The sequence below is a fragment of the Alkalihalobacterium chitinilyticum genome, from assembly GCF_029028005.1.
Lineage (GTDB): Bacteria > Bacillota > Bacilli > Bacillales > Bacillaceae_F > Alkalihalobacterium > Alkalihalobacterium chitinilyticum.
On the sequence record NZ_JAOTPO010000022.1, the window covers coordinates 15,656 to 39,835 of the forward strand.

General features: G+C 38.9%; 23 protein-coding genes. 17 read left to right on the forward strand and 6 right to left on the reverse strand.

Annotated features, from left to right (window positions below; genetic code table 11):
- Positions 1-171: 171 nt before the first annotated feature.
- Entirely contained in the window at positions 172-1,245 is a 1,074-nt protein-coding gene (locus N7Z68_RS21140) for a M42 family metallopeptidase (RefSeq protein ID WP_275120455.1), read from the forward strand.
- 104 nt (positions 1,246-1,349) lie between these two features.
- Positions 1,350-1,865, forward strand: a complete 516-nt coding sequence (locus tag N7Z68_RS21145; protein ID WP_275120456.1) for a DUF84 family protein — start codon at positions 1,350-1,352, stop codon at positions 1,863-1,865.
- 65 nt (positions 1,866-1,930) lie between these two features.
- Here N7Z68_RS21145 and N7Z68_RS21150 read toward each other — a convergent pair whose 3' ends face one another.
- Complete coding sequence (locus N7Z68_RS21150) at positions 1,931-2,374, reverse strand: YtoQ family protein (protein ID WP_275120457.1); 444 nt, start codon at positions 2,372-2,374, stop codon at positions 1,931-1,933.
- A gap of 227 nt (positions 2,375-2,601) precedes the next feature.
- Between N7Z68_RS21150 and N7Z68_RS21155 the strand changes: the two genes are divergently transcribed.
- From N7Z68_RS21155 to murC, 7 genes are all read left to right on the forward strand, one after another.
- Positions 2,602-3,114: a hypothetical protein gene (locus tag N7Z68_RS21155; protein ID WP_275120458.1), complete on the forward strand. Its 513-nt coding sequence runs from the start codon at positions 2,602-2,604 to the stop codon at positions 3,112-3,114.
- Positions 3,115-3,147: 33 nt separating this feature from the next.
- The gene (locus N7Z68_RS21160; RefSeq protein ID WP_275120459.1) at positions 3,148-4,176 is read left to right on the forward strand and encodes a PTS sugar transporter subunit IIC; all 1,029 of its coding nucleotides are present in this window, start codon (positions 3,148-3,150) and stop codon (positions 4,174-4,176) included.
- A 23-nt stretch (positions 4,177-4,199) separates the two neighbouring features.
- The gene (locus tag N7Z68_RS21165) at positions 4,200-4,523 is read left to right on the forward strand and encodes a thioredoxin family protein (RefSeq protein ID WP_275120460.1); all 324 of its coding nucleotides are present in this window, start codon (positions 4,200-4,202) and stop codon (positions 4,521-4,523) included.
- A 51-nt stretch (positions 4,524-4,574) separates the two neighbouring features.
- Positions 4,575-5,372, forward strand: coding sequence for a DUF1444 domain-containing protein (locus N7Z68_RS21170; protein WP_275120461.1), 798 nt, complete (start codon positions 4,575-4,577; stop codon positions 5,370-5,372).
- Between the two features lie 186 nt (positions 5,373-5,558).
- Positions 5,559-8,420 carry a DNA translocase FtsK gene (locus N7Z68_RS21175; protein ID WP_308447237.1) on the forward strand — a complete coding sequence of 954 codons (2,862 nt, stop codon included), beginning with the start codon at positions 5,559-5,561 and terminating at the stop codon, positions 8,418-8,420.
- Between the two features lie 514 nt (positions 8,421-8,934).
- On the forward strand, positions 8,935-10,032 hold the full coding sequence (locus N7Z68_RS21180) for a nicotinate phosphoribosyltransferase (protein WP_275120463.1): 1,098 nt from the start codon (positions 8,935-8,937) through the stop codon (positions 10,030-10,032).
- Between the two features lie 319 nt (positions 10,033-10,351).
- Positions 10,352-11,650, forward strand: a complete 1,299-nt coding sequence (gene murC / locus N7Z68_RS21185; RefSeq protein WP_275120464.1) for a UDP-N-acetylmuramate--L-alanine ligase — start codon at positions 10,352-10,354, stop codon at positions 11,648-11,650.
- Positions 11,651-11,736: 86 nt separating this feature from the next.
- Here murC and N7Z68_RS21190 read toward each other — a convergent pair whose 3' ends face one another.
- Positions 11,737-12,852, reverse strand: coding sequence for an aminopeptidase (locus N7Z68_RS21190; protein WP_275120465.1), 1,116 nt, complete (start codon positions 12,850-12,852; stop codon positions 11,737-11,739).
- 310 nt (positions 12,853-13,162) lie between these two features.
- On the opposite strand from N7Z68_RS21190, the gene N7Z68_RS21195 reads away from it, so the two are divergent.
- The 3 genes from N7Z68_RS21195 to ytxJ are packed head-to-tail and all read left to right on the forward strand — an operon-like array spanning position 13,163 to position 14,426.
- Positions 13,163-13,597 (forward strand): DUF948 domain-containing protein, encoded by a 435-nt coding sequence (locus tag N7Z68_RS21195; protein WP_275120466.1) that lies wholly within the window; start codon positions 13,163-13,165, stop codon positions 13,595-13,597.
- A gap of 15 nt (positions 13,598-13,612) precedes the next feature.
- Positions 13,613-14,086, forward strand: a complete 474-nt coding sequence (locus tag N7Z68_RS21200; RefSeq protein WP_275120467.1) for a YtxH domain-containing protein — start codon at positions 13,613-13,615, stop codon at positions 14,084-14,086.
- Between the two features lie 16 nt (positions 14,087-14,102).
- Positions 14,103-14,426 carry a bacillithiol system redox-active protein YtxJ gene (gene ytxJ / locus N7Z68_RS21205; protein WP_275120468.1) on the forward strand — a complete coding sequence of 108 codons (324 nt, stop codon included), beginning with the start codon at positions 14,103-14,105 and terminating at the stop codon, positions 14,424-14,426.
- 62 nt (positions 14,427-14,488) lie between these two features.
- On the opposite strand, the gene N7Z68_RS21210 is transcribed toward ytxJ, so the two are convergent.
- Positions 14,489-16,672 (reverse strand): cell division protein FtsA, encoded by a 2,184-nt coding sequence (locus tag N7Z68_RS21210; protein WP_275120469.1) that lies wholly within the window; start codon positions 16,670-16,672, stop codon positions 14,489-14,491.
- 213 nt (positions 16,673-16,885) lie between these two features.
- Here N7Z68_RS21210 and N7Z68_RS21215 point away from each other — a divergent pair, with 213 nt between their 5' ends.
- From N7Z68_RS21215 to N7Z68_RS21235, 5 genes are all read left to right on the forward strand, one after another.
- Positions 16,886-17,962 carry a bifunctional 3-deoxy-7-phosphoheptulonate synthase/chorismate mutase gene (locus N7Z68_RS21215; protein WP_275120470.1) on the forward strand — a complete coding sequence of 359 codons (1,077 nt, stop codon included), beginning with the start codon at positions 16,886-16,888 and terminating at the stop codon, positions 17,960-17,962.
- A gap of 373 nt (positions 17,963-18,335) precedes the next feature.
- Positions 18,336-19,346: a catabolite control protein A gene (ccpA, locus tag N7Z68_RS21220; RefSeq protein ID WP_275120471.1), complete on the forward strand. Its 1,011-nt coding sequence runs from the start codon at positions 18,336-18,338 to the stop codon at positions 19,344-19,346.
- A 52-nt stretch (positions 19,347-19,398) separates the two neighbouring features.
- Positions 19,399-20,208 (forward strand): flagellar motor protein MotP, encoded by an 810-nt coding sequence (gene motP, locus N7Z68_RS21225; RefSeq protein ID WP_275120472.1) that lies wholly within the window; start codon positions 19,399-19,401, stop codon positions 20,206-20,208.
- Positions 20,198-20,944, forward strand: a complete 747-nt coding sequence (motS, locus tag N7Z68_RS21230; protein WP_373323205.1) for a flagellar motor protein MotS — start codon at positions 20,198-20,200, stop codon at positions 20,942-20,944. Before motP ends, motS begins: the two co-directional genes overlap by 11 nt.
- Positions 20,945-21,134: 190 nt before the next feature.
- A complete protein-coding gene (locus N7Z68_RS21235) occupies positions 21,135-21,830 on the forward strand; it encodes a 5'-methylthioadenosine/adenosylhomocysteine nucleosidase (protein ID WP_275120474.1) in 696 nt (231 codons plus the stop codon).
- A 126-nt stretch (positions 21,831-21,956) separates the two neighbouring features.
- Here N7Z68_RS21235 and N7Z68_RS21240 read toward each other — a convergent pair whose 3' ends face one another.
- From N7Z68_RS21240 to N7Z68_RS21250, 3 genes are read right to left on the reverse strand one after another with little or no spacing between them, the layout of a single operon-like run.
- Positions 21,957-22,091 carry a hypothetical protein gene (locus N7Z68_RS21240; protein WP_275120475.1) on the reverse strand — a complete coding sequence of 45 codons (135 nt, stop codon included), beginning with the start codon at positions 22,089-22,091 and terminating at the stop codon, positions 21,957-21,959.
- Positions 22,088-23,260 carry an acetoin utilization protein AcuC gene (locus tag N7Z68_RS21245; protein ID WP_275120476.1) on the reverse strand — a complete coding sequence of 391 codons (1,173 nt, stop codon included), beginning with the start codon at positions 23,258-23,260 and terminating at the stop codon, positions 22,088-22,090. Before N7Z68_RS21245 ends, N7Z68_RS21240 begins: the two co-directional genes overlap by 4 nt.
- Positions 23,257-23,904, reverse strand: a complete 648-nt coding sequence (locus N7Z68_RS21250) for an acetoin utilization AcuB family protein (protein ID WP_275120477.1) — start codon at positions 23,902-23,904, stop codon at positions 23,257-23,259. The genes N7Z68_RS21245 and N7Z68_RS21250 overlap by 4 nt, the downstream gene beginning before the upstream one ends.
- Between the last annotated feature and the right edge of the window lie 276 nt (positions 23,905-24,180).

Here is a 24,180-nt window from a genome sequence, read left to right on the forward strand (position 1 = left end):
ATCCCACCTTCATAATTAGTCGTTTCTTAAAGTATACTTAATTCTTAAGAGATTTCCAAATCAATACAGTAAAATAATACTCATTACTACGTTTCACTGGAAAAACAAGTGATCTTTCGGTAAAATAAGCCATGTACATAATATTTTTCGGAACTCGAAAGGAGTCTAGTCATGAACAAAGATACATTAGCTCTTTTTAAAACATTAACAGAATTACCGGGTGCCCCAGGATTTGAACATGAAGTTCGCCGTTTTGTTCGCACTGAGCTAGAAAAGTATTCAGATGAAGTAATCCAAGATAAGTTAGGTAGCATCTTTGGTGTTAAAAAAGGAAATGAAAGCGGACCCAAAGTAATGGTAGCTGGTCATATGGACGAAGTTGGTTTCATGGTCACTTCGATTAATGATAAAGGTCTTATCCGTTTTCAAACATTAGGCGGTTGGTGGAGCCAAGTATTACTTGCTCAACGCGTACAAATTATCACCGATAATGGACCGATTATCGGTGTTGTTGGATCAACGCCTCCACACTTATTAGAGGATGCTCAACGTAACAAACCAATGAATATTAAGGAAATGTATATTGATATTGGTGCTGATGATAAAGCGGATGCTTTGAAGATTGGCGTTAAGCCTGGTCAGCAAATCGTTCCAATTTGCCCATTTACACCGATGGCAAACGAAAAGAAAATTTTAGCGAAAGCCTGGGATAATCGTTATGGTGTTGGTCTATCCATTGAACTTTTAAAAGAGTTACAAGGGGAACAACTTCCTAATACACTATTCTCTGGTGCTACTGTACAAGAAGAAGTTGGACTAAGAGGTGCAGCTACTGCAGCCAACATGATCCAACCGGATATTTTCTATGCATTAGATGCTAGTCCTGCAAACGATGCAACAGGTGGCAAAGATGCATTCGGACAATTAGGTAAAGGAGCGCTACTTCGTATTTATGACAGAACGATGGTCACACACCGCGGAGTTCGGGACTTTGTGTTAGACACGGCTGAATCAAATAACATTCCATATCAGTATTTCCTTTCTCAAGGCGGAACAGACGCTGGACGTGTTCATACGAGTAATAACGGAGTACCATCTATTGTTGTTGGAGTATGTTCACGCTATATCCATACACATGCTTCCATTGTACATGTTGATGATTATGCGGCTGCAAAAGAACTATTAACGAAATTAGTAAAAACAACAGATAACAATGTTGTTGAGCAAATTTTAAAGAATAGCTAATGAAATAAGTTGCGATTTGGTTGAAAGTTAATATGAAATAGTACACAAAACAGAGGTGCAAATCACACGATGGTTGGCACCTCTGTTTCTAATGAGGTGAGAATATGAATACATATGCTGTAGGGTCTACGAATCCGGCTAAAATTAGTGCGGTCCGTTCCGTTTTTACAGAGGATAAGGTAAATATTATAGGAATGGAAGTAGGGTCAGGTGTATCAGCACAGCCGTTTTCAGATGAGGAAACAATGGAAGGTGCCCTGCATCGAGCGAAATCTTGTTTGGTCAATGAACAAATTCAGATTGGATTTGGTTTAGAGGGTGGCGTAACCGAAACAAAGGCTGGGCTTATGCTCTGTAATTGGGGGGCGCTAGTCGATCGAAATGGAGAAGTTATTGTTGCCAGTGGCGCAAAAATCGTACTGCCGGAACAAATCTCAGACCAAGTAAGAGCAGGGATCGAGTTAGGTGAGGTCATTGATAGGTATGCTAAAGAGCGAGATGTCCGTAAAAAAGGCGGAACAGTGGGTATTTTAACAAATGGTAGGGTCACTAGAAGTTCGATGTTTGAGCATGTCGTTCAGTTATTAGTTGGTCAGTATGAATTTCATAAGTTGAAATAATCTTGGAAAAAAGAAGGTTAACTTAATAGCGCTGTGAGCAATCCATTAAGTTAACCAATACGATATTAGTTTTCAAATACGTAAGCGAGTGCTTTTAAGGCTTGTTCAGGTGTCTCGCATACGACTTGTGCTTTATTTGCCAATTCTTTTAAAGGGTGGTGAAGTGAAGCTGGTCGTACAAGAATTAATGGCTTGTGTAAGGCTATAGCAGTTGCTGCATCCATCGCACTGTTCCATTGACGATATTGTTCACCAAATAATGCAATAACGACGTCAGCTTTCTGTAGTAGAATTTGTGTGCGTAAGTTGTTTATGCTCGATGCGGCTTCATCTTTAGCAATTGCATCCTGTTGTTTTCCTAAAATCTCTTCCCCGATATTGTCCGAACGTTCATGATTTTCCATCGGACCTGTGAATTCAATAGGCAGGTCCATCTGTTGAGCCAAATTCTTAATTTCTTCGCGCCAATTGTCGTGAATTTGTCCAGCTAAGTATACAGATAACTTCATTTACAATCATCTCCTTAAAAATAGCTAGCTCTATTTTAGCATTCATCGTTATAGGTCGAAACATCGAGTGCGAATAAAAGCCATAATAAGGTAAGGAAATAAGTACTATTTTCACATTAAGCCTAAGGAAGATAGTTGTCGAAAATAGGCTATACTTGTCAATAAAAATCATTTCAAGGTATTATAAATATAGGAAAGATTTTAATGAATTGAAAGGGCGATTACGGGTGAAGCCAATTTTCTCAATAGCGACTATAGTAGCATTTATTTTTTTTATATCAGCATGTCAAATTACTGAAGAAGAAGCAATTGAGAGGTCTCAACAAGCTTTTTCTGAACGTTTTGCTTCGACAGAAACAGTTGAAGTAAATTATGAAGGTGACCAAATTGATTTTTATTTACCGCAAGGAATGGAAATTACAGAAGAAATCGATTTTAATATTCAGCTAGAAAAAGATAATCAAATCTTTTTATTGTTTTTCATACCGGTTGAGCCATGGGATAGTGAAGTGCACTTAATACGAGATCAAGAATTTGAAATTGATGCCGTTGCTTTTGAAGCTCTGGAGAGTGAAGATAAGCTAAGTTATTTATCTATTTCTCCGAGCGAAGAAGGATATTATAAAATTATTGTTGGATTAGGCGGGGCGAAGATCACAACGATATCAGAGGTAGAAAATGTAGTAGATAGTACCGAAATAATGACTGAGATATTACATAGTGTTCAATATAAAGACTAAAACTAAAGTAAGTGAACTTTAGGAGGAATAAAAATGGGATTTCTAGAGCGAAAGGGAATTGACTTGTCTTGGAGAACCTATGTAATAACCGCATTGAGTTTTATGGCACTCGGTTTATTTTCCTCGTTAATCATTGGTCTAATTATCCGGACCATTGGGGAGCAATTGACTCGGTTTGAATTTTTAGGAACTATCCCGCAATTTTTAACGGAAATGGGCGTATTAGCGATGGGGCTTATGGGTCCAGCTATTGGTGTCGCAGTCGCTTTTGGTTTAAAAGCACCACGCCTTGTACTTTTTGCAGCTGTCGTAAGCGGTGCTGCTGGAGCTCAGCTAGGTGGGCCTGCAGGTGCGTTTGTTAGTGCTTTGCTTTCAACAGAGATTGGAAAAATGGTATCAAAAGAAACAAAGGTAGATATTATTGTAACTCCTTTTGTTACAATTGCTGTAGGGTTCTTTGTAGCCAACTTTATAGGTCCGGCTATTCAATCCGGGATGACCCAATTTGGAAGTTTGGTCATGTGGGCAACGGATCAACAACCATTTCTTATGGGGATCCTAGTAGCTACACTAATGGGGCTAGCATTAACAGCGCCTATCTCTAGTGCTGCAATTGCGATTATGCTTGAACTTGAAGGAATTGCTGCAGGGGCAGCTACGGTAGGTTGTGCCGCTCAAATGGTTGGCTTTGCGGTGAGTAGTTATCGTGAAAATGGAGTTTCGGGTTTAGCGGCCTTAGGAATTGGAACTTCGATGCTGCAAGTCCCTAACATTGTAAAGAACCCGTTAATACTCGTTCCGCCGACTGTAGCTGGGATTTGCCTTGCACCTTTTGCAACTGTCGTTTTTCAAATGGTTAATAACCCAGCAGGTGCTGGTATGGGGACGAGTGGATTTGTAGGGCAAATTATGACGTTTACGGCCATGGGATTTTCTTGGAATGTCTTTTTTATTATATTATTTTTACATATTCTTGGACCGGCTGTTATTAGCCTTCTCGTATCGGAATGGTTAAGAAAGATGAATTTAATTAGGTTCGGTGATATGAAAATTGAACAATAAATGATTAACAGGAGGAATGTAAAATGAAAGAATTGCAATCAATGGAAATGTTTAATACGGAAATACAATCAGGCACTAAGGTGGTTATGTTTTCAGCCGATTGGTGTCCAGATTGCCGAGTGATTGAACCGTTTCTACCAGAAGTAGAAGATAAATTTTCGCAGATTACTTTTTTATATGCAGATCGAGATAAGTTTATTGATGTATGTGCTGAACTGAATATATTTGGAATTCCAAGTTTTGTTGCTTATCATGATGGAAAAGAAGTTCATCGATTTGTAAGTAAAGATAGAAAGACCAAGGAAGAAATTGAAACTTTTTTATCAGAAGCATTAAGCAAGTGTTAAGTCCTATATCGTGTTATAATCAGTGCATGAAATTAGTTAGGGGGACGTTATATGGACCTTCATATGCTAAGGGAAACTCTTGAAAAGCGTTTAGAGCGACCAGAGTGGACGATTAATTATGATCAAGATGAAGATCGCCTTCGCATTGAAAATAAAGATATCCGAAAAGGGGCAAATGTTGCACTTAAGCCACTATTAACGAAGTATGAAAGAGTAAAGGATGAAGCGATCGAAGAAGCGGTACGGTATGTAGAAATTACGTTAACTGCGATGGAACGTGATATTTCTCTAGATGGAAGAGAAAAAGATATTTTTCCTGTGATTCGCGGGACGTCATTTCCAACAGAAACGAGGGACGGGAAAAAACTAGTATTTGATGAACACACAGCAGAAACCCGGGTGTTCTATTCTATTGATATGGGCAGCTATTACACACTCATTGATGAAGACATGTTAGAAAGAAATAAGTATACTTTAAAAACAATTCGCGAAGTTGCATTGTTTAATGTCAGGTCTTTAACTCATTCGTTAAAAGAGGACCAAGTAGCTGAGAATACATTCTACTTTTTAAATACAAATGATGGTTATGATGCAAGCCGAATATTAGACGAGTCATTGCTTGAAAAAATGAAGCAGAAAGCCAAAGGAACATTAGCTGTTGCCGTACCACATCAGGATGTATTAATATTTGCAGATATTATAAACGATACAGGCTATGATGTATTAGGCCAAATGGTGTTTCAATTTTTTACACAAGGACGTAATCCAATTACAGCTCTTCCATTCATTTATGAAAATGGCGAACTAGAGCCGACGTTTATTTTGGCGCAGCGAAAACCTAAACATTAAAAAACGTTGTTAAAAATATGAAAAATGTAATATCTTTGCCAACCACTAGAGATTTCTAGTGGTTTTTACGTTAAAATGAAAAGACTACCAAAATATTTTGTTTTGATAAGTATTACCTTAAATAAAGTAGGTGAAATAATGGTTTCCAAACATAAAAAATGGTTACGCAAAATCCAGGAGTGGTTTTTGGGTAAAGAAGAGACATACACGGTGGAGCCAGACAAACGAAAGCCTCAATACGGCAGATTAGAAGCAGACGACCGGTCTTCTGAGATGAGAGTCGTTCATCAATACCCGAAACAAGGAAAGTTCCGGTTTCCAGTAATAGAAGATGAAACAAAAACAACCACCAAGGAAAACCATCAATTTAATACTAAGAAAATAACAGAGAGGAAGGTAGAGAAAAAAGAGTCACAGCAACCCCAAGTAAAAACAAGAGTGGTTTCTACCTATAACGGCTCACGTGAAGAATATAAAAGTTCGAGCGAAAATAAACGTGAGTTATTCTCAAACAGTAACTTTAAGCCAACATACATTCCTTCTCCTATTTACGGCTTTAAAAAGCGCGAAGAAAAAAAGGATAACCCAGTAAATGAAAAAATTGATGTTGGACATGTCCCTAAAAAAGATAGCCTGCCGAAATCAAGTGAGATCAATGTTTGGCTTAATAGTAAAGAAGATAACTATGCCGATATGGAACGTGAGGTTGCTGTGACAACAGAAGATGTAATAGATACTCCAGATGTTACACTCCTCAAAGATATCTCGAACTTCAAACCATCCAATGTAGATCTAGAAGTTAAAAACTCGTATTCTAGTACGCGTGAGCAACAGTATCCGAGTTTTACTTATCAAAACAAACGAAATATGGCCGAAGAAAGTAATGAGGCAGATCAGCGAGAAGTAGAAACTTCGAATGGAGAGTACCGCCTTGAGCCAGAAGTAGAAGTGCCGAATGAAGAGTACCGCCTTGAGCCAGAAGTAGAGGAGCGGAATGAAGAGTACCGCCAAGAGCCAAAAGTAGAATCGCCGAATGCGGAGTACAGCCAAGAACAAGAAGTAGAATCGCCGAATGCGGAGTACCGCCAAGAGCCAGAAGTAGAAGTGCCGAATGCGGAGTACCGCCAAGAGCCAGAAGTAGAAGTGCCGAATGCGGAGTACCGCCAAGAGCCAGAAGTAGAAGTGCCGAATGCGGAGTACAGCCAAGAGCCAGAAGTAGAAGCGCCGAATGCGGAGTACAGCCAAGAGCCAGAAGTAGAAGTGCCGAATGAAGCATACCGCCAAACACAAGAGGTAGAATCGCCGAACGCGGAGTACGAACAAGAGCCAGAAGTAGAATCACAGCATGAAGAGTACCGCCAAGAGCAAGAAGTAAAACCAGCACCAGCAAGCACTGATCCTCAAGAAATAAAGGCAGCAGAAGAAAGTGTCGGTTACTTACATCAAGAAAAGACCAAGGAAGAAACGAAACGTAGTGAACTATCTGAAAAACGTACTGTACCGAACAGGGAAAGAGAAGCCATAACTCAACCTTCTGCACAAACGATACCGTTTAACGTTCTCATGTTGCCGCAAGACCGGATGGACAAGCAGCGAAAAGCTGCCGGTGAAGAAAATGAAAAGCTGACGTATCAATTTCCGCCTATTCAAATGCTTAATATTCCTCCTCGTCAAGAAGAGGAAAGCACGGATTGGTTAAATGAACAAGGTGAGATTTTAGAATCAACTCTACAAAACTTTAATGTGTCAGCAAAGGTGATCCATGTAACGAAGGGCCCTTCAGTGACAAGGTTTGAAATTCAACCGGCACCTGGAGTAAAGGTTAGCAAGATTACGAGTTTAACAGATGACATAAAACTATGTTTAGCTGCAAAAGATATTCGAATGGAAGCACCGATTCCAGGGAAACATGCGATCGGAATTGAAGTGCCTAATATGAAGAGTGATCCTGTATTTTTACGTGAAATCTTACGACGAGGAGAGTTCCAGAAAGGTTCAGCTCTTACGGTAGCATTAGGACTAGATATTTCAGGCCACCCGATTGTAACGAATTTAGCGAAAATGCCACACGGTTTAGTAGCAGGTGCAACTGGTTCCGGGAAAAGTGTGTGCATTAACTCAATCCTTGTTAGTCTTTTATATAAAGCAACACCAGATCAAGTAAAACTGCTGCTTGTTGATCCTAAAATGGTCGAATTAGCTCCTTACAACGAATTGCCTCATCTAGTGACACCGGTTATTACCGATGCCAAACAAGCAACAGCAGCCTTAAAGTGGGTTGTTGCTGAAATGGAACGAAGGTATGAATTGTTCTCTCAGCAAGGTGTTCGCGATATTGGCAGATACAATGACTTATATTCAGAAGAGCCTGCTAAGCCAGCATTACCGTATATTGTTGTCGTTATTGATGAGTTGGCAGATTTGATGATGGTTTCTCCACAAGATGTTGAAGAAGCGATTTGTCGGATTGCTCAAAAAGCAAGAGCTTGTGGTATTCACCTTTTACTGGCGACACAGCGTCCTTCAGTTGATGTTATTACAGGGTTAATTAAAGCGAATATTCCAACACGTATTGCTTTTTCAGTTTCGTCACAAGTCGACTCACGGACAATTATTGATATGAACGGTGCGGAACGCCTGCTTGGAAAGGGTGATATGCTTTTTCATGAAAACGGGACAGCGAAGCCGGTCCGAGTTCAAGGAACTTTTGTATCAGATGAAGAGATTGAAAGAGTCATTGAATTTGTAAAAAAACAAAGGAAGCCTCACTATTTAATTGAGAATGAGCATTTGAATAAAGTTCAAGAAATTGAAGGACAGGAAGACGATTTATTTGAAGAAGCATGTTATTTTGCCATTGAACAAGATGGTGCTTCAGCCTCTAGTCTACAAAGACGTTTTCGAGTCGGATATAATCGTGCAGCTAGGTTAATCGATATGATGGAGGCAAAAGGCATTGTCTCAGAAGCAATGGGAAGTAAACCGAGAAACATTTTGATGTCAGTAACTGAATTTGAAGAGAACGTTCTATCTTCTTCAACCGACTAAAAGTTGTCATCTTTCAACAGGTTTTTTATGATAAGAGAAAATCGGAAGACGACTGCATATCAGCGAGGGATTGGAAACCCCTCTAGAGAAGACACGTCTTAAAATGTAATTAACCACGTGTTTTTATTTTAACGGACTGAGAGGACGCTATTTTGCCTAAAACCACCTCATTTTAGTAATTAGCGGACTCAGAGGCTCCTATTTGGCTAAATTCAATAAAATACAGTACGAATATTAGTAAATAACGGCTTCTGAGTCCGCTAAGGTGTGTAATATTGACATTTCCGCTGAAATAACGGCCTGTGTGTCCGCTTAATGCAGAACACAACATGCAGTTTCATCAAATTTCAGTGAACGGATGTTCCTAACCAATAGGAAGCAAACGCGACAAGGCGCTAGGAGTTGTATCTACATAAAGATAAGAAAATACGGTCCTGTATGGATGAGATCCTTTAATCTAGGGAAGTTTATCTATAAATGCTTTTAACAGGAAAAGACCCAAGGAGATTAACAAATGAAAGAAATCGAACTCAAGTTACAAGGGAAAATAAAACGACTTACTAACAAAACATTTAAATTTGATGAGCGAGTAAGAGAAGGCTGGTTTTCTGCCGTTTATTTCTTGAAAACTCGTGAAATCGTCGAAAAACATAAACCGAATAATATCGTTACGATGCAGTTCTTTCAAAAAAACAATGCCGTGCTATGCGGAACGGATGAGGTTATTGCATTAATCAAGACTTTTGCAAAAGATCCTGACAGTCTTGAAATCTACTCTCTAAAAGATGGAGATAAAATCAAACCATTTGAAACGGTATTAACGATTACAGGTCCTTATCAAAACTTTGGCTACTTAGAGGGAATTATCGATGGAATTTTTGCGCGAAGAACGTCAGTAGCAACTAACGTCTATAATGTCGTAAAATCAGCGAGAAAATCCGGCCCGCAAAAACCAGTGATCTTTATGGGGGATCGAGATGATCACTTTACCCAACAATCAGGGGATGGTTATGCGGCTTATATTGGTGGATCGAAGGCCCAAGCAACGCATGCCATGCACGAATGGTGGGGTAAAAAAGGGATGGGTACAATGCCACATGCCTTAATTCAACTATTCGAAGGGGATGTAGTCGCTGCGACTCGTGCCTATAAAGAGACGTTTCCAGAAGATGATATAATGGCACTTGTTGATTATAACAATGATGTCATAACGGACTCACTGCGAGTAGCGAGAGAGTTCGGTGAGGAATTAAAAGGGGTTCGCGTTGACACTTCACGAACGATGGTTGATCAGTACTTTTGTCGCAACCCTAAGGTGATGGGGTCGTTTGACCCGCGCGGCGCTAATCCGGAACTCATTTTTGCCCTTCGTCAAGCACTCGATGATGAAGGCTTTAACCATGTAAAGATCATTGCTACTGGTGGATTTACTGCTGAACGCATTGCAGAATATGAAGATTTAAATGTGCCAGTTGATATTTACGGTGTTGGAAGTAGTTTATTAAAAATTAACATTGGTTTTACTGGGGATAACGTCATGCTCAATGGAAAAGATCAAGCAAAAGCAGGCAGAAGATACCGAGAAAACCCTAACCTAGAACTTGTTGAATAGTAAAAATCTACTTGGAATATTAGCTTGTCATCGCTGACGAGGGCGTTCCGAGTTCAAAGGACCTGTCGAAAGTGACAGGTCTTTTCTAAAAAAATAGGCATATATTTTTTGATGGGGAAGATAATGTGGTCATTTACCTATTTTTTTGTGGTCCTCCTATTTGTTGTTTTTATAAACACTGGTTTCTGTTATAATAAATCTTTGTATGGCGTATCCTAATTGAAAATATTTATTCCCCAATTTAGCGGAATTTTCATACATAAGTAGTAAGAGCGCTTTTTACTGGAGAAGATATATCATTTATTTGGAGGTTCAGTCAATGACTGTTTACCATTTTATTGGAATTAAAGGTTCGGGAATGAGTGCATTGGCTCAAGTTATGCACGATATGAATTATACGGTGCAAGGTTCAGATGTAGAAAAAGTGTTTTTTACACAAAAACCTTTAGAAGACAAAGGCATTAAGATATTACCTTTTGATGCTGATAATATTGAGGACAATCAGGTCATTATTGCATCAGCAGCCTACAAAGACGATCATGTTGAAATTCAACGTGCCAAAGAGATGGGACTAGATGTATATCCATATCCGACGTTTTTAGGCGAATTTATTAAAAAGTTTACAAATATTGCTGTCACTGGCGCTCACGGAAAAACGTCGACTACTGGCCTGTTAGCGCATGTTCTTGGTGAGGCCTATCCAACGTCTTTTTTAATTGGTGATGGAACTGGAAAAGGTGCTTTAGACAGTAAGTATTTTGTGTTTGAAGCATGTGAGTATCGCAGACATTTTCTAAACTATACGCCGGATTACTGTATTATGACAAATATTGATTTTGATCATCCGGATTATTTTAAGGATGTTGAAGATGTATGTGCGGCATTCGAAGAAATGGCTATGCAAGTGAATAAGGCGATTGTTGCATGTGGTGACGATCCATATTTACAAGAAATTCATGCCAACGTTCCTATCGTCTTTTACGGGTTTGGAGAACATAATGACTTCCAAGGCCGTAATATTCAAGTCACAGAATCTGGCCTTTCCTTTGATGTTTTTGTTAGAAATAACTTTTATGGTACATTCACGATCCCAGGCTATGGCAAGCACAATGTACTGAACGCATTAGCTGTAATAGCGTTATGTCATTATGAAAATGTACCAGTAGATGTACTTATTGAGCACCTGGCAACGTTCCAAGGCGTGAAGCGTAGATTCAGCGAGACATTTTATAATAACCAAGTGTTAATTGATGACTATGCTCATCACCCGACTGAGATCACGGCTACAATTGATGCATCGAGAAGAAAGTATGAGGATAAGGAAATCGTTGCTGTGTTCCAACCGCATACGTTTACGCGAACGAAAGCATTTTTAAATGAATTTGCTGATAGTCTTAATGAAGCTGATAAGGTTTACTTATGTGATATTTTTGGTTCGGCTCGGGAAGATCAAGGGAGTTTAACGATTAATGATCTTAAGGAATTAATTCCTAATAGTGAAGTGATCGATGAAACCGAAGTGGAAAAATTGAGAAGTCACGACAATGGAGTTTTATTATTTATGGGTGCAGGTGACATCCAAAAGTTTCAAAAAGCGTATGAAGACCAACTTAAATAAGTTCGAAAAATAAAGGAAGGAGCTAATTCAATTTCAAGAATTAGCTCCTGTTATTTTAGGTTTTACCTTAGAAAGGTGTTTAGAGATTATTTAAGGTTTTCTGGATTGAGAGCATCTAATTCTGGAATGACAAACCGGCCATCTTTACGAATGAGTACATCATCAAAGTAAATTTCGCCACCACCATATTCAGGACGCTGGATCATAACTAAGTCCCAGTGGACAGCTGAATGATTATCATTAAAGGCATCGTCGTAGCATTGCCCAGGTGTAAAGTGGAAACTTCCATCAATTTTCTCATCGAAAAGGATGTCTTTCATCGGATGTTGAATATATGGATTAACTCCAATGGCAAATTCCCCAATGAAACGAGCGCCTTCATCTGTATCAAGAATCTTATTAATTCTGTCTGTATCATTTGAAGTGGCCTCGATAATTTTTCCATCTTTGAACGTAAATTCAACATTTTCAAACGTAAAACTTTGATAAGGAGATGGAGTGTTATATGAGATTGTACCATTGACTGAATCTCGAACTGGTGCTGTATATACTTCGCCATCAGGGATGTTCATATTCCCAGCACATTTTACAGCTGGAATGTCTTTAATAGAGAACGTTAAATCTGTTCCTGGTCCTTTAATTTGAACTTTATCGGTTTTGTTCATTAACTCTACAAGAGCATCCATTGCTTTGTCCATTTTACCGTAATCTAAGTTACAAACATCAAAGTAGAAATCCTCAAAGCTTTCTGTACTCATATTAGCCAACTGAGCCATTGATGAGGAAGGGTAACGCAACACACACCACTTTGTTTTTGGTACACGAATTTCACGGTGAACTTTTGTTCCTACGGTTTTACTATGTAATGCCATTTTATCAGAAGGAACGTCACTTAACTCTGAGATGTTATTTCCTGCACGTAACCCGATATAGGCATCCATTTCCTTCATCACGTTCGCTTCAAACTGTGCTGTAAGAGCCTGTTGTTCCTCAGTCGCATTCATCAAAAGGGCACGGTCTACTTGGTGGTCCTTTAATGTAACGAAAGGCACCCCTCCTGCAGCGTATGCTTCTTGAACGAGAGCATTGACTAGTTCTTTTTGCAGACCGAAATTTTCTATTAAGATCTTCTCGCCTTTTTGAAGACGAACCGAGTAATTAATTAGATTTTTCGCTAATGTAGTTATTCTTGGATCTCTCATAGTTGTAATCCTCCTAAGTTTAAATTTCTGATTGAAACGTTTAATAGCTAATATAATAGCAGTCGTTGGATCAATAGTAAATGATACTGATGCAAATTAGATGGTTGTATTTGTTAATTTTATAGCTGAAGAAACATAATAAGCTTCATTGATTAACGGGTCATTAGTTAAAAGAATGGACACAATCAAATAGAAAATACCTAAATAATTGAAGGATTAATATATTATTTGTAGAAGTAATTACCAAGTCTCCGTTTAAAAATGCTTCTAAGTGGGTAAATAGCATGATGTAGGGAGGTGGAGAATAACGATGATTATCGTATACATAAGTGCAGCAGTTGTAGCATTAGCATTTCTAATTTTAGTTCTATATCTTGTTCAAACCTTAAAGTCAGCAACGAAAACATTAAATAATGTAGCAGATACTGTTAGCAGTTTAGAAAAGCAATTACAAGGAGTTACGAGAGAGACGGAACATTTGCTTCAGAAGACCAATCGTCTTGCTGATGACATTCATGTAAAGTCTCAGTCTCTTAATACGATGTTTGACTCGGTTAAAGACCTCGGTGAATCCGTGCAGACGGTAAATAACTCATTAAAAAGAGTCTCAAACGAAGTTGCAAGGCAGTCAGAGCAGCAATCGGCACAAGTGGCCCAAGTTGTACAATGGGGTAATGCAGCCATTGATTTATATTCGAAGTGGAAAGAAAAGAAGCAACACCATCCAAACGATGTTAATTCATAAAAGGAGGAATTTGATATGGGAGACAGAGACATGAATACAAAGGACTTTTTAATTGGTTCATTAATTGGAGGAATTGTAGGTGCTTCAGCGGCGCTTCTCCTTGCACCAAAGTCAGGAAAAGAGCTTAGAACGAATATTAATGAACAAGCTCAATTAGCTAAAGAGAAAACGACTAAACTTACGAATACAGCGTATGAGAGAGGAAATGAGTGGGCAACAGTTGCAAAAGAAAAATCCTCAAACCTTGCAAAAACAGTCTCAGAACAGTCGTCTCAAGTGGTGGATAAAGTAAAAGAAGTTACAAAAAATATCAAATCGGATGTAGCAGATGCTCAAAGCTCTCCTGAAGATTTAGTAGCAGATGTATCCGATCAAGTTCAAGAAAGTGCGGAAAACTTGCAAGAAAATATTCAACAAGAAGTGCAAAACTTACACAATACGATTACTGAAGAAACAGAAAAGCGTAAAGAAACAGTTGACCAAGCATAAAAAGGAGTAATTAGAGATGCAGAAAGTAAATACAACCGAAGAGTTTACAGCATTATTAAGCGAGCATAGTAAGTTATTCTTACTAAAAAACAGTACGACTTGTCCTGTAAGTCATGAAGGCTATAAGGAATTCTCAAAGTTTGCAGAAGAAACGGATGGAGCATTCTTTTACTTAAATGTTCAAGAAGCAAGGCCGCTGTCCAATGACATTGCAGATCGATTTGAAGTCAAGCATGAATCGCCTCAAGCTTTATTATTTTCAGAGGGAAAAGTTGTTTGGAATGCCTCGCATTGGAATGTGACGGCTGCTGCATTAAAAGCCGAATGGGATAAGATTTAATGAAAAAAGAAGTGCAACCCAGTGTTGCACTTCTTTTACGCTTTTATCCTGTTTAACAGTTGCTAAGACTCCTGGTTTTCTACAGTATTCATGGGAACTAAACGAATTTCTAATTTATCACCACTGTAGATGGTCTCACTAAAGGACGCTTCTTTACCGTTTCGTGCAACTAAAACACGTTGAAGAGGTTGAGGAGAAAGATCCACATCTACATATCGGAATAAATCTTGAAAGATAAACGGTTCATTGTCAACCTTAGATAATGATAAAGTTTCACCGAGTACAAGTGATGCTCCTTCTTCAATTGTTTGGCCTCCACGAGAAATTTGAACAGAAGGTTTAGTCATCTGTACAGGGTTTCCATTATAAAAAACAGAAATGGTTTGTTGTGTTGGAACGTTTAAAGCTTGTAATAACTCTTTTGTTGTAGGAAGAGAAGCCTTTTTAACAATATGAAAGACTAGCGTGTCACCATTTTTAATGGAAGAGTCAATTGTCGCTTCACGCCCATTCAAAGTAAGTGTATGCTTTTGTGGTACGATGATTTTCTTCTCGTCTACATAAACAAAGAACGGCGTTAGAGCAACTACCTCATCTGTAAATTGAAGAGAGCTTAGAACATCTTTTACGGTCTTTGGCAACTGAATGACAAGTTGGTCTCGTTCGTGAAGTGACTCTCCAATGTCTGCTGGATTGCCGTTTTTCAAAACGAGTGCTGAAACCGTTTTGAACTCATTATTCACCGTGATTTGAAGTGCGGGTATCTCTTCCACAATATCCCCTACTTTTGCTGAGGCAGGAGCACCGTCTTTTCCTCTTTCAGTAGTAATCGTATCATTCGGTTCAAGAGGAGCGTCAAGTGATGTCTTTTCTCCATTTTTTAATATGGTCGGCGGGTCCCCGTGGAAACCAGGAATTGTGACTAGCTGCTCATTTACATTAATCATCATTGCACTCCCGGGTCTTCCGTAAAGTTTCGAGATTTCTACTCCTGCTGCAAGGAGAGCGTCGCCGACCGTTAATTTTTTTACATCGAAAACACGAATGGTCCGATCATTCACGATAATACTAATATATTCGATAGGATTTTCCTTTGCTGCAATTGCAATACCAATCGGCGTCACTAGTTCAGGGCCTTCCTTAATACCTTCCGTAGATGCCAATGTTTTAATCGCATCGATTCCACGTATTGCAACTCGGTTATCAGGCAACTGTAAAGCTTGAGCGATATATTTTGTTAGAGAAGGTGTCATACTTCCTCCACCAACGAGCATCACTGCTTTTGGGGATTTACCATTGAGTTCAAGGATTTGAGCTGTAATGGCACTGGCTAACTCTTTAATTGTGCCTTCGATAGCTGTTATTACTTCATCCTTAGGGTATGTCGTTTCAAAGCCGAGAATATCGGTAAGAGTCACTTCGTCTTTTTCTGATAATTGCCTTTTAATAAGCTCGGCATCAGGGAAATCTAATAGAAAGTGGTCACTAATCGCTTCCGTTACTTCGTCACCAGCAACAGGCACCATTCCGTAAGCTGTTACTGTTCCTTCATCTGTAATGGCAATATCAGATGTTCCGGCCCCAATATCAACGAGTGCTACATTTAACCTGCGCATCGATGGAGGTATGAGGACATTTATGGCAGCAATCGGTTCTAGCGTTAAAGCTTCTAGTTCTAAACCACTGCGTTGGAGAGCAGCTATCAAAGACTCAACAACCACTTTCGGTAAAAATGTTGCAATCACTTCGACTGTTGCCGTATGGCCTGATTGATCGAGAAGGCTGCCGATTTTTTCTCCATCTAGTCGATAGTCCAGAACGGAGTAGCCGACACAGTAGTAATTAAAGCTTTCCTGATCTTGAAAATCATTCGCTAGGTGAAATTGTGCTTGTTGAACAGCACTTAATTCTAAATGCAGGATATCATCTTGATTGACTAAGTTTTTTCCAGAAATATTTATATCAACCTTAGCTCGCTTCGTTTTTAACGATCGTCCAGCAGCAGCCACACAAACTTTAGTTAACTTTCCGTGCTTTTCTTCGAGAACGGTTTTAATTTCTAGGATTAATTCAGAAACGGACAAGACATTATGGATTTGACCGTCTAGCATTGAACGCTCTTTATGTTCTTCTGAAATAACATCAATTACTTCATAATGATTTTTTTGCTGCTGTAAAAGAAGACCAACAACAGAACGAGTTCCAATGTCTAGAGCAAATACAGGCGAATGTTCAATTGTGTTCATATGTAACACCTTCTTAAGATATATTTCATAAGCTATAAATAACAGAATATTATTTTATAGAAATAATGAATTTTACTTTAGTGCTTAAAAGCGTTTAATCAATAAAGAAAAAAGTCGTGACATATAGGAAAATATCGTTTATAATAATCCCTAATCATTAGAAATGTACCATATTTCTTAAAACTTTGAAACAAACAATAAGGAGTGGGAGAGATGAGTAACGAGCAATTAGATACGTTGAGAGACAAGTTAGATGAGGTTAATTTACAGCTATTGGAGCTAATTAATGAGCGTGCCCGCTTAGTTCAAGAAATCGGTAAAGTAAAAAATAAGCAAGGTGTAAATCGATTTGATCCGGTTCGTGAGCGAAAGATGCTTAATTTAATAGCTGAAAATAATAATGGGCCGTTTGAAACATCTACATTACAACATCTATTCAAACAAATTTTTAAAGCAGGTTTGGAATTACAGGAAGATGATAATAGAAAAGCTCTACTTGTTTCTCGTAAAAAACATCCTGAAGATACAGTGATTAATCTTAAAGGAGAACTTATTGGTGATGGACAACAACGTCTTGTAATGGGACCATGTGCTGTTGAGAGCTATGAGCAAGTTGCTGCAGTAGCTAAAGCAATGAAAGAGCAAGGCATGAAATTATTACGTGGTGGAGCATTTAAGCCACGTACATCTCCATATGATTTCCAAGGGTTAGGACTTGAAGGCTTACAAATCTTAAAACGTGTCGCTGATGAGTACGACATGGCTGTTATTAGTGAAATTGTTCGACCTGAAGATATCGAAGTTGCCGTTGAATACATCGATGTTATTCAGATTGGTGCACGTAACATGCATAACTTTGAATTATTAAAAGCAGCAGGATCTGTTAATAAGCCAGTTCTACTGAAGAGAGGACTTTCAGCTACTATTGAAGAGTTCATCAATGCGGCAGAATATATCATTTCTAAAGGTAATGGCAACATCATGCTTTGTGAGCGTGGTATTCGTACTTACGAAAAAGCAACCCGTAACACGCTTGATATTTCAGCAGTTCCAATTTTAAAACAGGAAACACACTTACCAGTCCTAGTTGATGTAACTCACTCTACAGGACGCAGAGATCTTTTACTTCCAACGGCAAAAGCTGCACTAGCAATTGGTGCTGATGCGGTAATGGCAGAAGTACATCCAGATCCTGCGGTAGCACTTTCTGACTCAGCACAACAAATGGATATCGGTCAATTTAACGAATTTGTAAGCAATCTTAGAGAATCTGGATTATACAAATTTTAATTAAAAATAATTTGAGACTGTCTCAAAATGAAGAGTCAGGCATCTCACCGATATAGTGGAGTATCAGCTTGCACTATATCTAACTTCGAGAGCCGGACCTTTTGGGACAGTCTCTTTTTGTCGCCTAAATAAAAGAGTATAGGAAATAAGTGTTAAGGAAATTGCTAATTATATGAAAGTTTATGTTCATTAAGGAGTCTTATCGACATTTTTTTACATAAAATCAGGAAATTTAAAATCTATGCTCAAAAATGATTAAAATGTTGTCGATATAAGTACTGTAAACAGATTGCGGAACCTCCTTAATGTATCGTATGATAACTATACAATTAAACCAATTTTAAATAGGTATTTAATATAGAGGAGGATCATCGTGAATACAACGATTTATGATGTAGCAAGAGAAGCAGGCGTATCTATGGCAACCGTTTCTCGTGTTGTCAATGGGAACCCAAATGTAAAGCCCGCAACAAGAAAAAAAGTACTGGAAGCAATTGAACAACTCGGTTACCGACCGAATGCTGTAGCTAGAGGGTTAGCTAGTAAGAAAACAACAACAGTAGGCGTAATCATTCCTGATATTTCAAGTATTTTCTTTGCAGAGTTAGCTCGTGGTATTGAAGATATTGCGACAATGTATAAATATAACATTATTTTATGTAATTCAGATCAAAACAAAGAAAAGGAAATTCGACTGATTAATACGTTGTTAGAAAAGCAAGTGGACGGTATTGTCTTCATGGGTGGACAAATTACAGACGAGCATGCTGCACAATTTAAAAATTCTCCAGTACCTGTTGTACTAGCAGCAACTTTAGACTCTGAAAAAACGATTCCATCTGTTGTCATCGATTATCAACAAGCTGTTTATGATGCAATTAATCATTTACTATCAGAAGGCCATAAAAAAGTTGGAATGTTATCAGGACCGCTTGAAGACCCAGTAAATGGCTATCAAAAATTTGCAGGCTATCGTCAAGCAATTGAAGAAGCTGGTTTAACTTTTAACGAAGACATGATTAAAATTGGTGATTACACTTATGACTCCGGAATTGAAGCGATGCAGAGCTTCTTAGAGATGGAAGAAAAACCGACTGCTATCTTTGCATCAACGGATGAAATGGCACTGGGTATCATTCACGGCGCTCAAGATAGAGGCTATGAAGTTCCAAAAGACTTTGAAGTCATTGGTTTTGACAACACTCGTTTAGCAACAATGGTTCGCCCAACGTTAACGACAGTTGTACAACCTATGTATGATATCGGGGCAGTATCGATGCGGTTATTAACAAAATTTATGAACAAAGAAGAAGTTACAGACCATATTGTCGTCCTGCCACATCGGATAGAGTTTCGAAATTCTACCGTTCAAAAGGAAAGTTAACTCTCGAACACTTAGACTTAAGTGGTAGGTGGACATAGTCAGGGAGAGGATTATGAAGAAGTTTGATATTTTAACGGTTATAGGTATTTTTGTAGGAATTTCAGTACTATTATTAGCAATTTTCTCGAATTCTGGTCCATCTGGAGTTGTATTTTTCATCCAAATTGCCTCAATCTTAATCGTTTTTGGAGGGACAATCGCTGCTACGGTTATCAATTTTACGATAGCGGACGTGAAATTACTGCCTAAAGTATTTATGGAGGCTTTTCGTCATGAAGAACATGATTTAAATAAGTTAATCGACACATTTGTTGACTTATCAGGAAAAGCAAGGCGGGAAGGGTTACTAGCGCTAGAAGCTGGATTAGAGGAAGTGGAGGACCCTTTTATTAAAAAAGGGGTGTTACTTGCAGTTGACGGTATTGAACCTGATGTTATTAAGGACATTATGATGGCTGAAGTAGTTGCCATGGAAGAACGGCACCGCAAAGGAAGAGCAATCATTGTAAAAATGGGAGAGTATGCTCCTGCTTGGGGAATGATTGGTACTTTAATAGGTCTTGTTCTTATGTTGCAAAATTTAAATGATCCATCCACGCTCGGACCTAATATGGCTGTCGCACTTTTAACGACCTTATATGGAACGGTTTTAGCTAACTTAGTGTTCTTACCAATTGCGTCCAAATTAGAAAATAAGACTGAAGAAGAAGTGTTTGTGAAACAAATTATCGTTGAAGGTGTCATTGGTGTTCAATCAGGTCAAAATCCGAAAATTTTAGAAGAGAAATTAAGTGCCTTTATTCCAAAAGGTAAAAAAGTAAATGTCAACGAAGAGACGAGTGATTTAAATGTTGAATCGTAGACGTCCTAAAGAAGAGAAAGGTGCTCCAAAATGGATGGTCACTTTTTCGGATTTAATGACTCTTATTCTAGTATTCTTTATTCTATTATTTTCAATGTCTGTAGTTGATGCAGAAAAGTTCAGGGCGATTGCAGATTCGTTTCAACAGCGGCAAGTTCTAGATTTCCTTCCGTCAGCAATTGAATTTGAGACACCGAGAGAAGAAAGAGGCGAACAGCGAAAAGATCCTTTTGATGAAGGGAAATTTGGTGAGGAACAAGATGTCAATATGGACGAACTTCTAGAAGAAGTACAAGAATTCCTGGAGACGAATGAACTAACCGAACTAATATCAGCAACTCGTGATGATCGCGGGGTCGTACTCGTCTTACAAGAGCGAACGTTATTTGCCACGGCTGAAGCGGATGTGCTGGCAGATGCTAAACCATTTTTGGACAAAGTCGGCACATTGTTAGTGGCTATTCCAAATATGGTCAAGGTTGAAGGTCATACCGATTCTAGACCGATTTCAACGTTTCGTTATCCTTCCAATTGGGAGTTATCTGGTGCTCGCGCTAGCAGCGTTATTCGATACCTTGTAGACAATCACAATCTTGAGCCCAACCGTTTTATAGCAACTGGTTATGGTGATACACGTCCAGTTATGCCTAATACAACAGTTGAGAACTTACAAACGAATCGTCGGGTCGTTATTGTAATCTCTGACCCTGCTTATGACGTTGAAGATACATTTTAAGGCTGGCCAATCGGTCGCCTTTTTTGTTTTTTATGAAAATCTTATCGAAAGTATGACTGATAAATCAAGTGAAACTAATATATAATAAGCATATTCGTATAGGTTATCACTAAATGAACGGGTGAAATTAAACCGTCTTTAACCACAGTCATTATACTAATGAGAGCGATTAGAGTTGGAGGGCTTATGTATGGTCATTGGAATTATTGGTGCAATGAATGAGGAAATTGAACTGATGAGAGAAGAAATGGATATTGAGAGTGAAAGGAAAATTGCAAGAATTACTTTCTATTCGGGAACGATGGGGAAGCATAAAATTGTTCTTTGTAAATCAGGAGTAGGGAAAGTGAACGCTGCACTGACGACACAAATCTTAATTGATCATTTTAAGACGGCAAAGATTGTCTTCACAGGTGTAGCTGGAGCCCTTGATCCGAACTTAAATGTTGGTGACATTGTAATATCAACGAGTGCACTTCAGCACGACATTGATGCTAGTCCATTAGGGTTCAAACGTGGAGAAATCCCAATGTTTGAACATACGTCTGATTTTCCTGCAGATGCCTCACTCATTGAGTTAGCAACGAAAGCGTCGGAACAGTTAAATATACAAGTTGTTAAAGGACGCGTATTAAGTGGAGATCAGTTTATTGCGAGTCAGCAACTCGTTCAGGAGCTTCAAGATACATTTTCAGGAGCTTGTGTTGAAATGGAAGGTTCGGCTGTTGCTCAAGCTGCGATGTTAAATGACATTCCTTATGTCATTATTCGTTCGATTTCTGATAAAGCAAATGGCGAAGCCAAGATGAGCTTTAACGAATTTGTGGAGGTAGCAGCCAAACAATCGAATTTCATCGTTAAGGCCATGTTAGAGCATATGGAGTAAGAGAAAGAATGTCCATGTTTACATCACTCAAAAATAACAGGTGAGGATTTGCCTCAACCTGTTATTTTTCGCTTTTCACCCGGAGGGCTCCAGTCCTTACGTCGCAAACCGGTCGCTTCCGCTTTTCTACTGTCCAGCTCCAGGCGCCATCGGCTCGAGAGGTCGCTTCGGTCCATCAAACGTGTCTAAAGAGCGAGACACTAATTGCTGGCCCTCCAGCGCTTGTCGCCGATCAGCAGGCGCCTTCCGCTTTTCTATCATGATTGCGTTTTCATTTCTCGGCGTATATGATAGAGCGCTTTTTCTACTGTTTTTTGATTTTTTTCTATAATCTCAGGTTTTCTTGGGATCTCTGGATATAGGTTTTCAGGGTCTTCCCAAGTTGTAATTAAACTTACAGGAGCTTGGTCTTTCCATTGATCCAGCCATGCTTGAGGGAGTGGGCCTTGCGCTAAGTGAAGTTGGTTTGTCATTTCTAACCAAACCATTGACCAAGCACGCGGTACGACTCTCCAAATGTCATAACCACCGCCACCTACGGCAATCCAGCGCCCATCACAATACTCGTGGGCTAACTCATGAGCTAGCTTAGGGATAAAGCGGTAGGTCTCAATTGTCGAACATAGGTGAGTTAATGGATCATAATAATGAGCATCTGCACCGTTTTGAGTAATAATGACATCAGGCTTAAAAAACTCGATTACTTCACGAAAAGCAGTTTCATAGGCTTTCATAAACGATTCATCTTCAGTAAACGCATCTAATGGTATATTAATAGAAAAGCCGTAACCTTCACCTTGTCCTTTTTCACTTACATGGCCTGTTCCGGGAAATAAGTATCGGCCTGTTTCGTGAATAGAAAAAGTACACACATCGCGGTCATCATAAAATGCCCATTGAACACCATCGCCATGATGAGCATCCGTATCAACGTAAAGCACTCTCGCGCCGTACTTCTGTTTCATATACTCAATTGCAATCGAACTGTCATTATAAATACAAAATCCTGATGCCTTTCCGCGAAATCCGTGGTGAAGACCACCGCCTAGATTCATCGCATGTTTCACTTTATTTTCCATAACGAGATCACAAGCGGTGAGTGTTCCACCGACGAGAAGGCAAGCTGCTTCGTGCATATTTTCAAACATTGGAGTATCTTCAGTCCCAAGACCATAATTGTTGGCAATCCCAATGCTTAATTCACCTTTACCGGCTGCTTTAACAGCATCGATATAAGCCTTATCATGAATAAGAGCAATTTCTTCGTCGGTTGCCATTCTTGGCTTAACAATTTGATTATCATCAATAGCATTTAATTTTTTTAACATATCGTATACGAGATTTAATCTTAAATGATTAAAGGGATGATCTTTACTAAACTTATAGGAAAGTTGATCTTCGGAATAAATAAATGCTACATCTTTATTCATAGGCCAATACCTGGAATGTTTGGCCAAAGCACTTTATAGCCTTCTTTTTCGATTGCTTCAATAATCCCCCTTGGATCCATCGTTTGTACACGAAACGTTAAAACTTTATAGTTGGGATCATCATTATACGGATAAACGAGAACACTCGTAATGTTTACTTTTCTTTCTTTGAAAATATAAGCGATATCCGCAAGTTTTCCGGTAATATTTTCAACTAGAACATCAATTTGCGAACTAGGTTGATGTGCTCCCATTAATTCGACCAATGTGTGCAGAATATCGGTCTCTGTAATAATCCCAACTAGTTTATCTTCTTCAGTAATAGGTAGGCAGCCGATGTTATGCTCGTAAAAAATAGCAGAAACTTCAGCAACGAAATCTAGTCGATGGGCCGTAATTACATTGGTTGTCATAATTTCAGTTACCGGTTTTAAAAAGTCTTCTTTATGTTCATCTGCATGAAAAATAGATGGACTGGCATCACGAATATCGCGATTAGTTACAATTCCAAGGATATGCATTTCATCATCTACAACTGGAATATGACGGATTCGATTTTTATTCATGATCTCAATTGCATCTTGAATGGTTGCTGTGGTCTTTAAGGTGGTAATGTCTTTGCTCATAATTTCTTCTACGATCATTTGTAAGCACCCTTTCATTGGAAACAAAAATACTATAAGAGGATGTTCAATAAGTCCGGGAAAAATAGCTGTCAATAGAAGATCTTCGACTAAGAGCCCCACGTCCTGTGGGAACGTCGAAGTCACCACATCCTGTGGTAGCTCGTCAGCTTGCTCCTCCACTCCTCACGTATTAACACCATACGTTCCGCTCCTTGGAAAAGAAGAACACTTTTCCGGCGTGCGACGATTATGCTTACGGAGCAACCAGCTTTATGCTCGGAGACTACGCTTCCT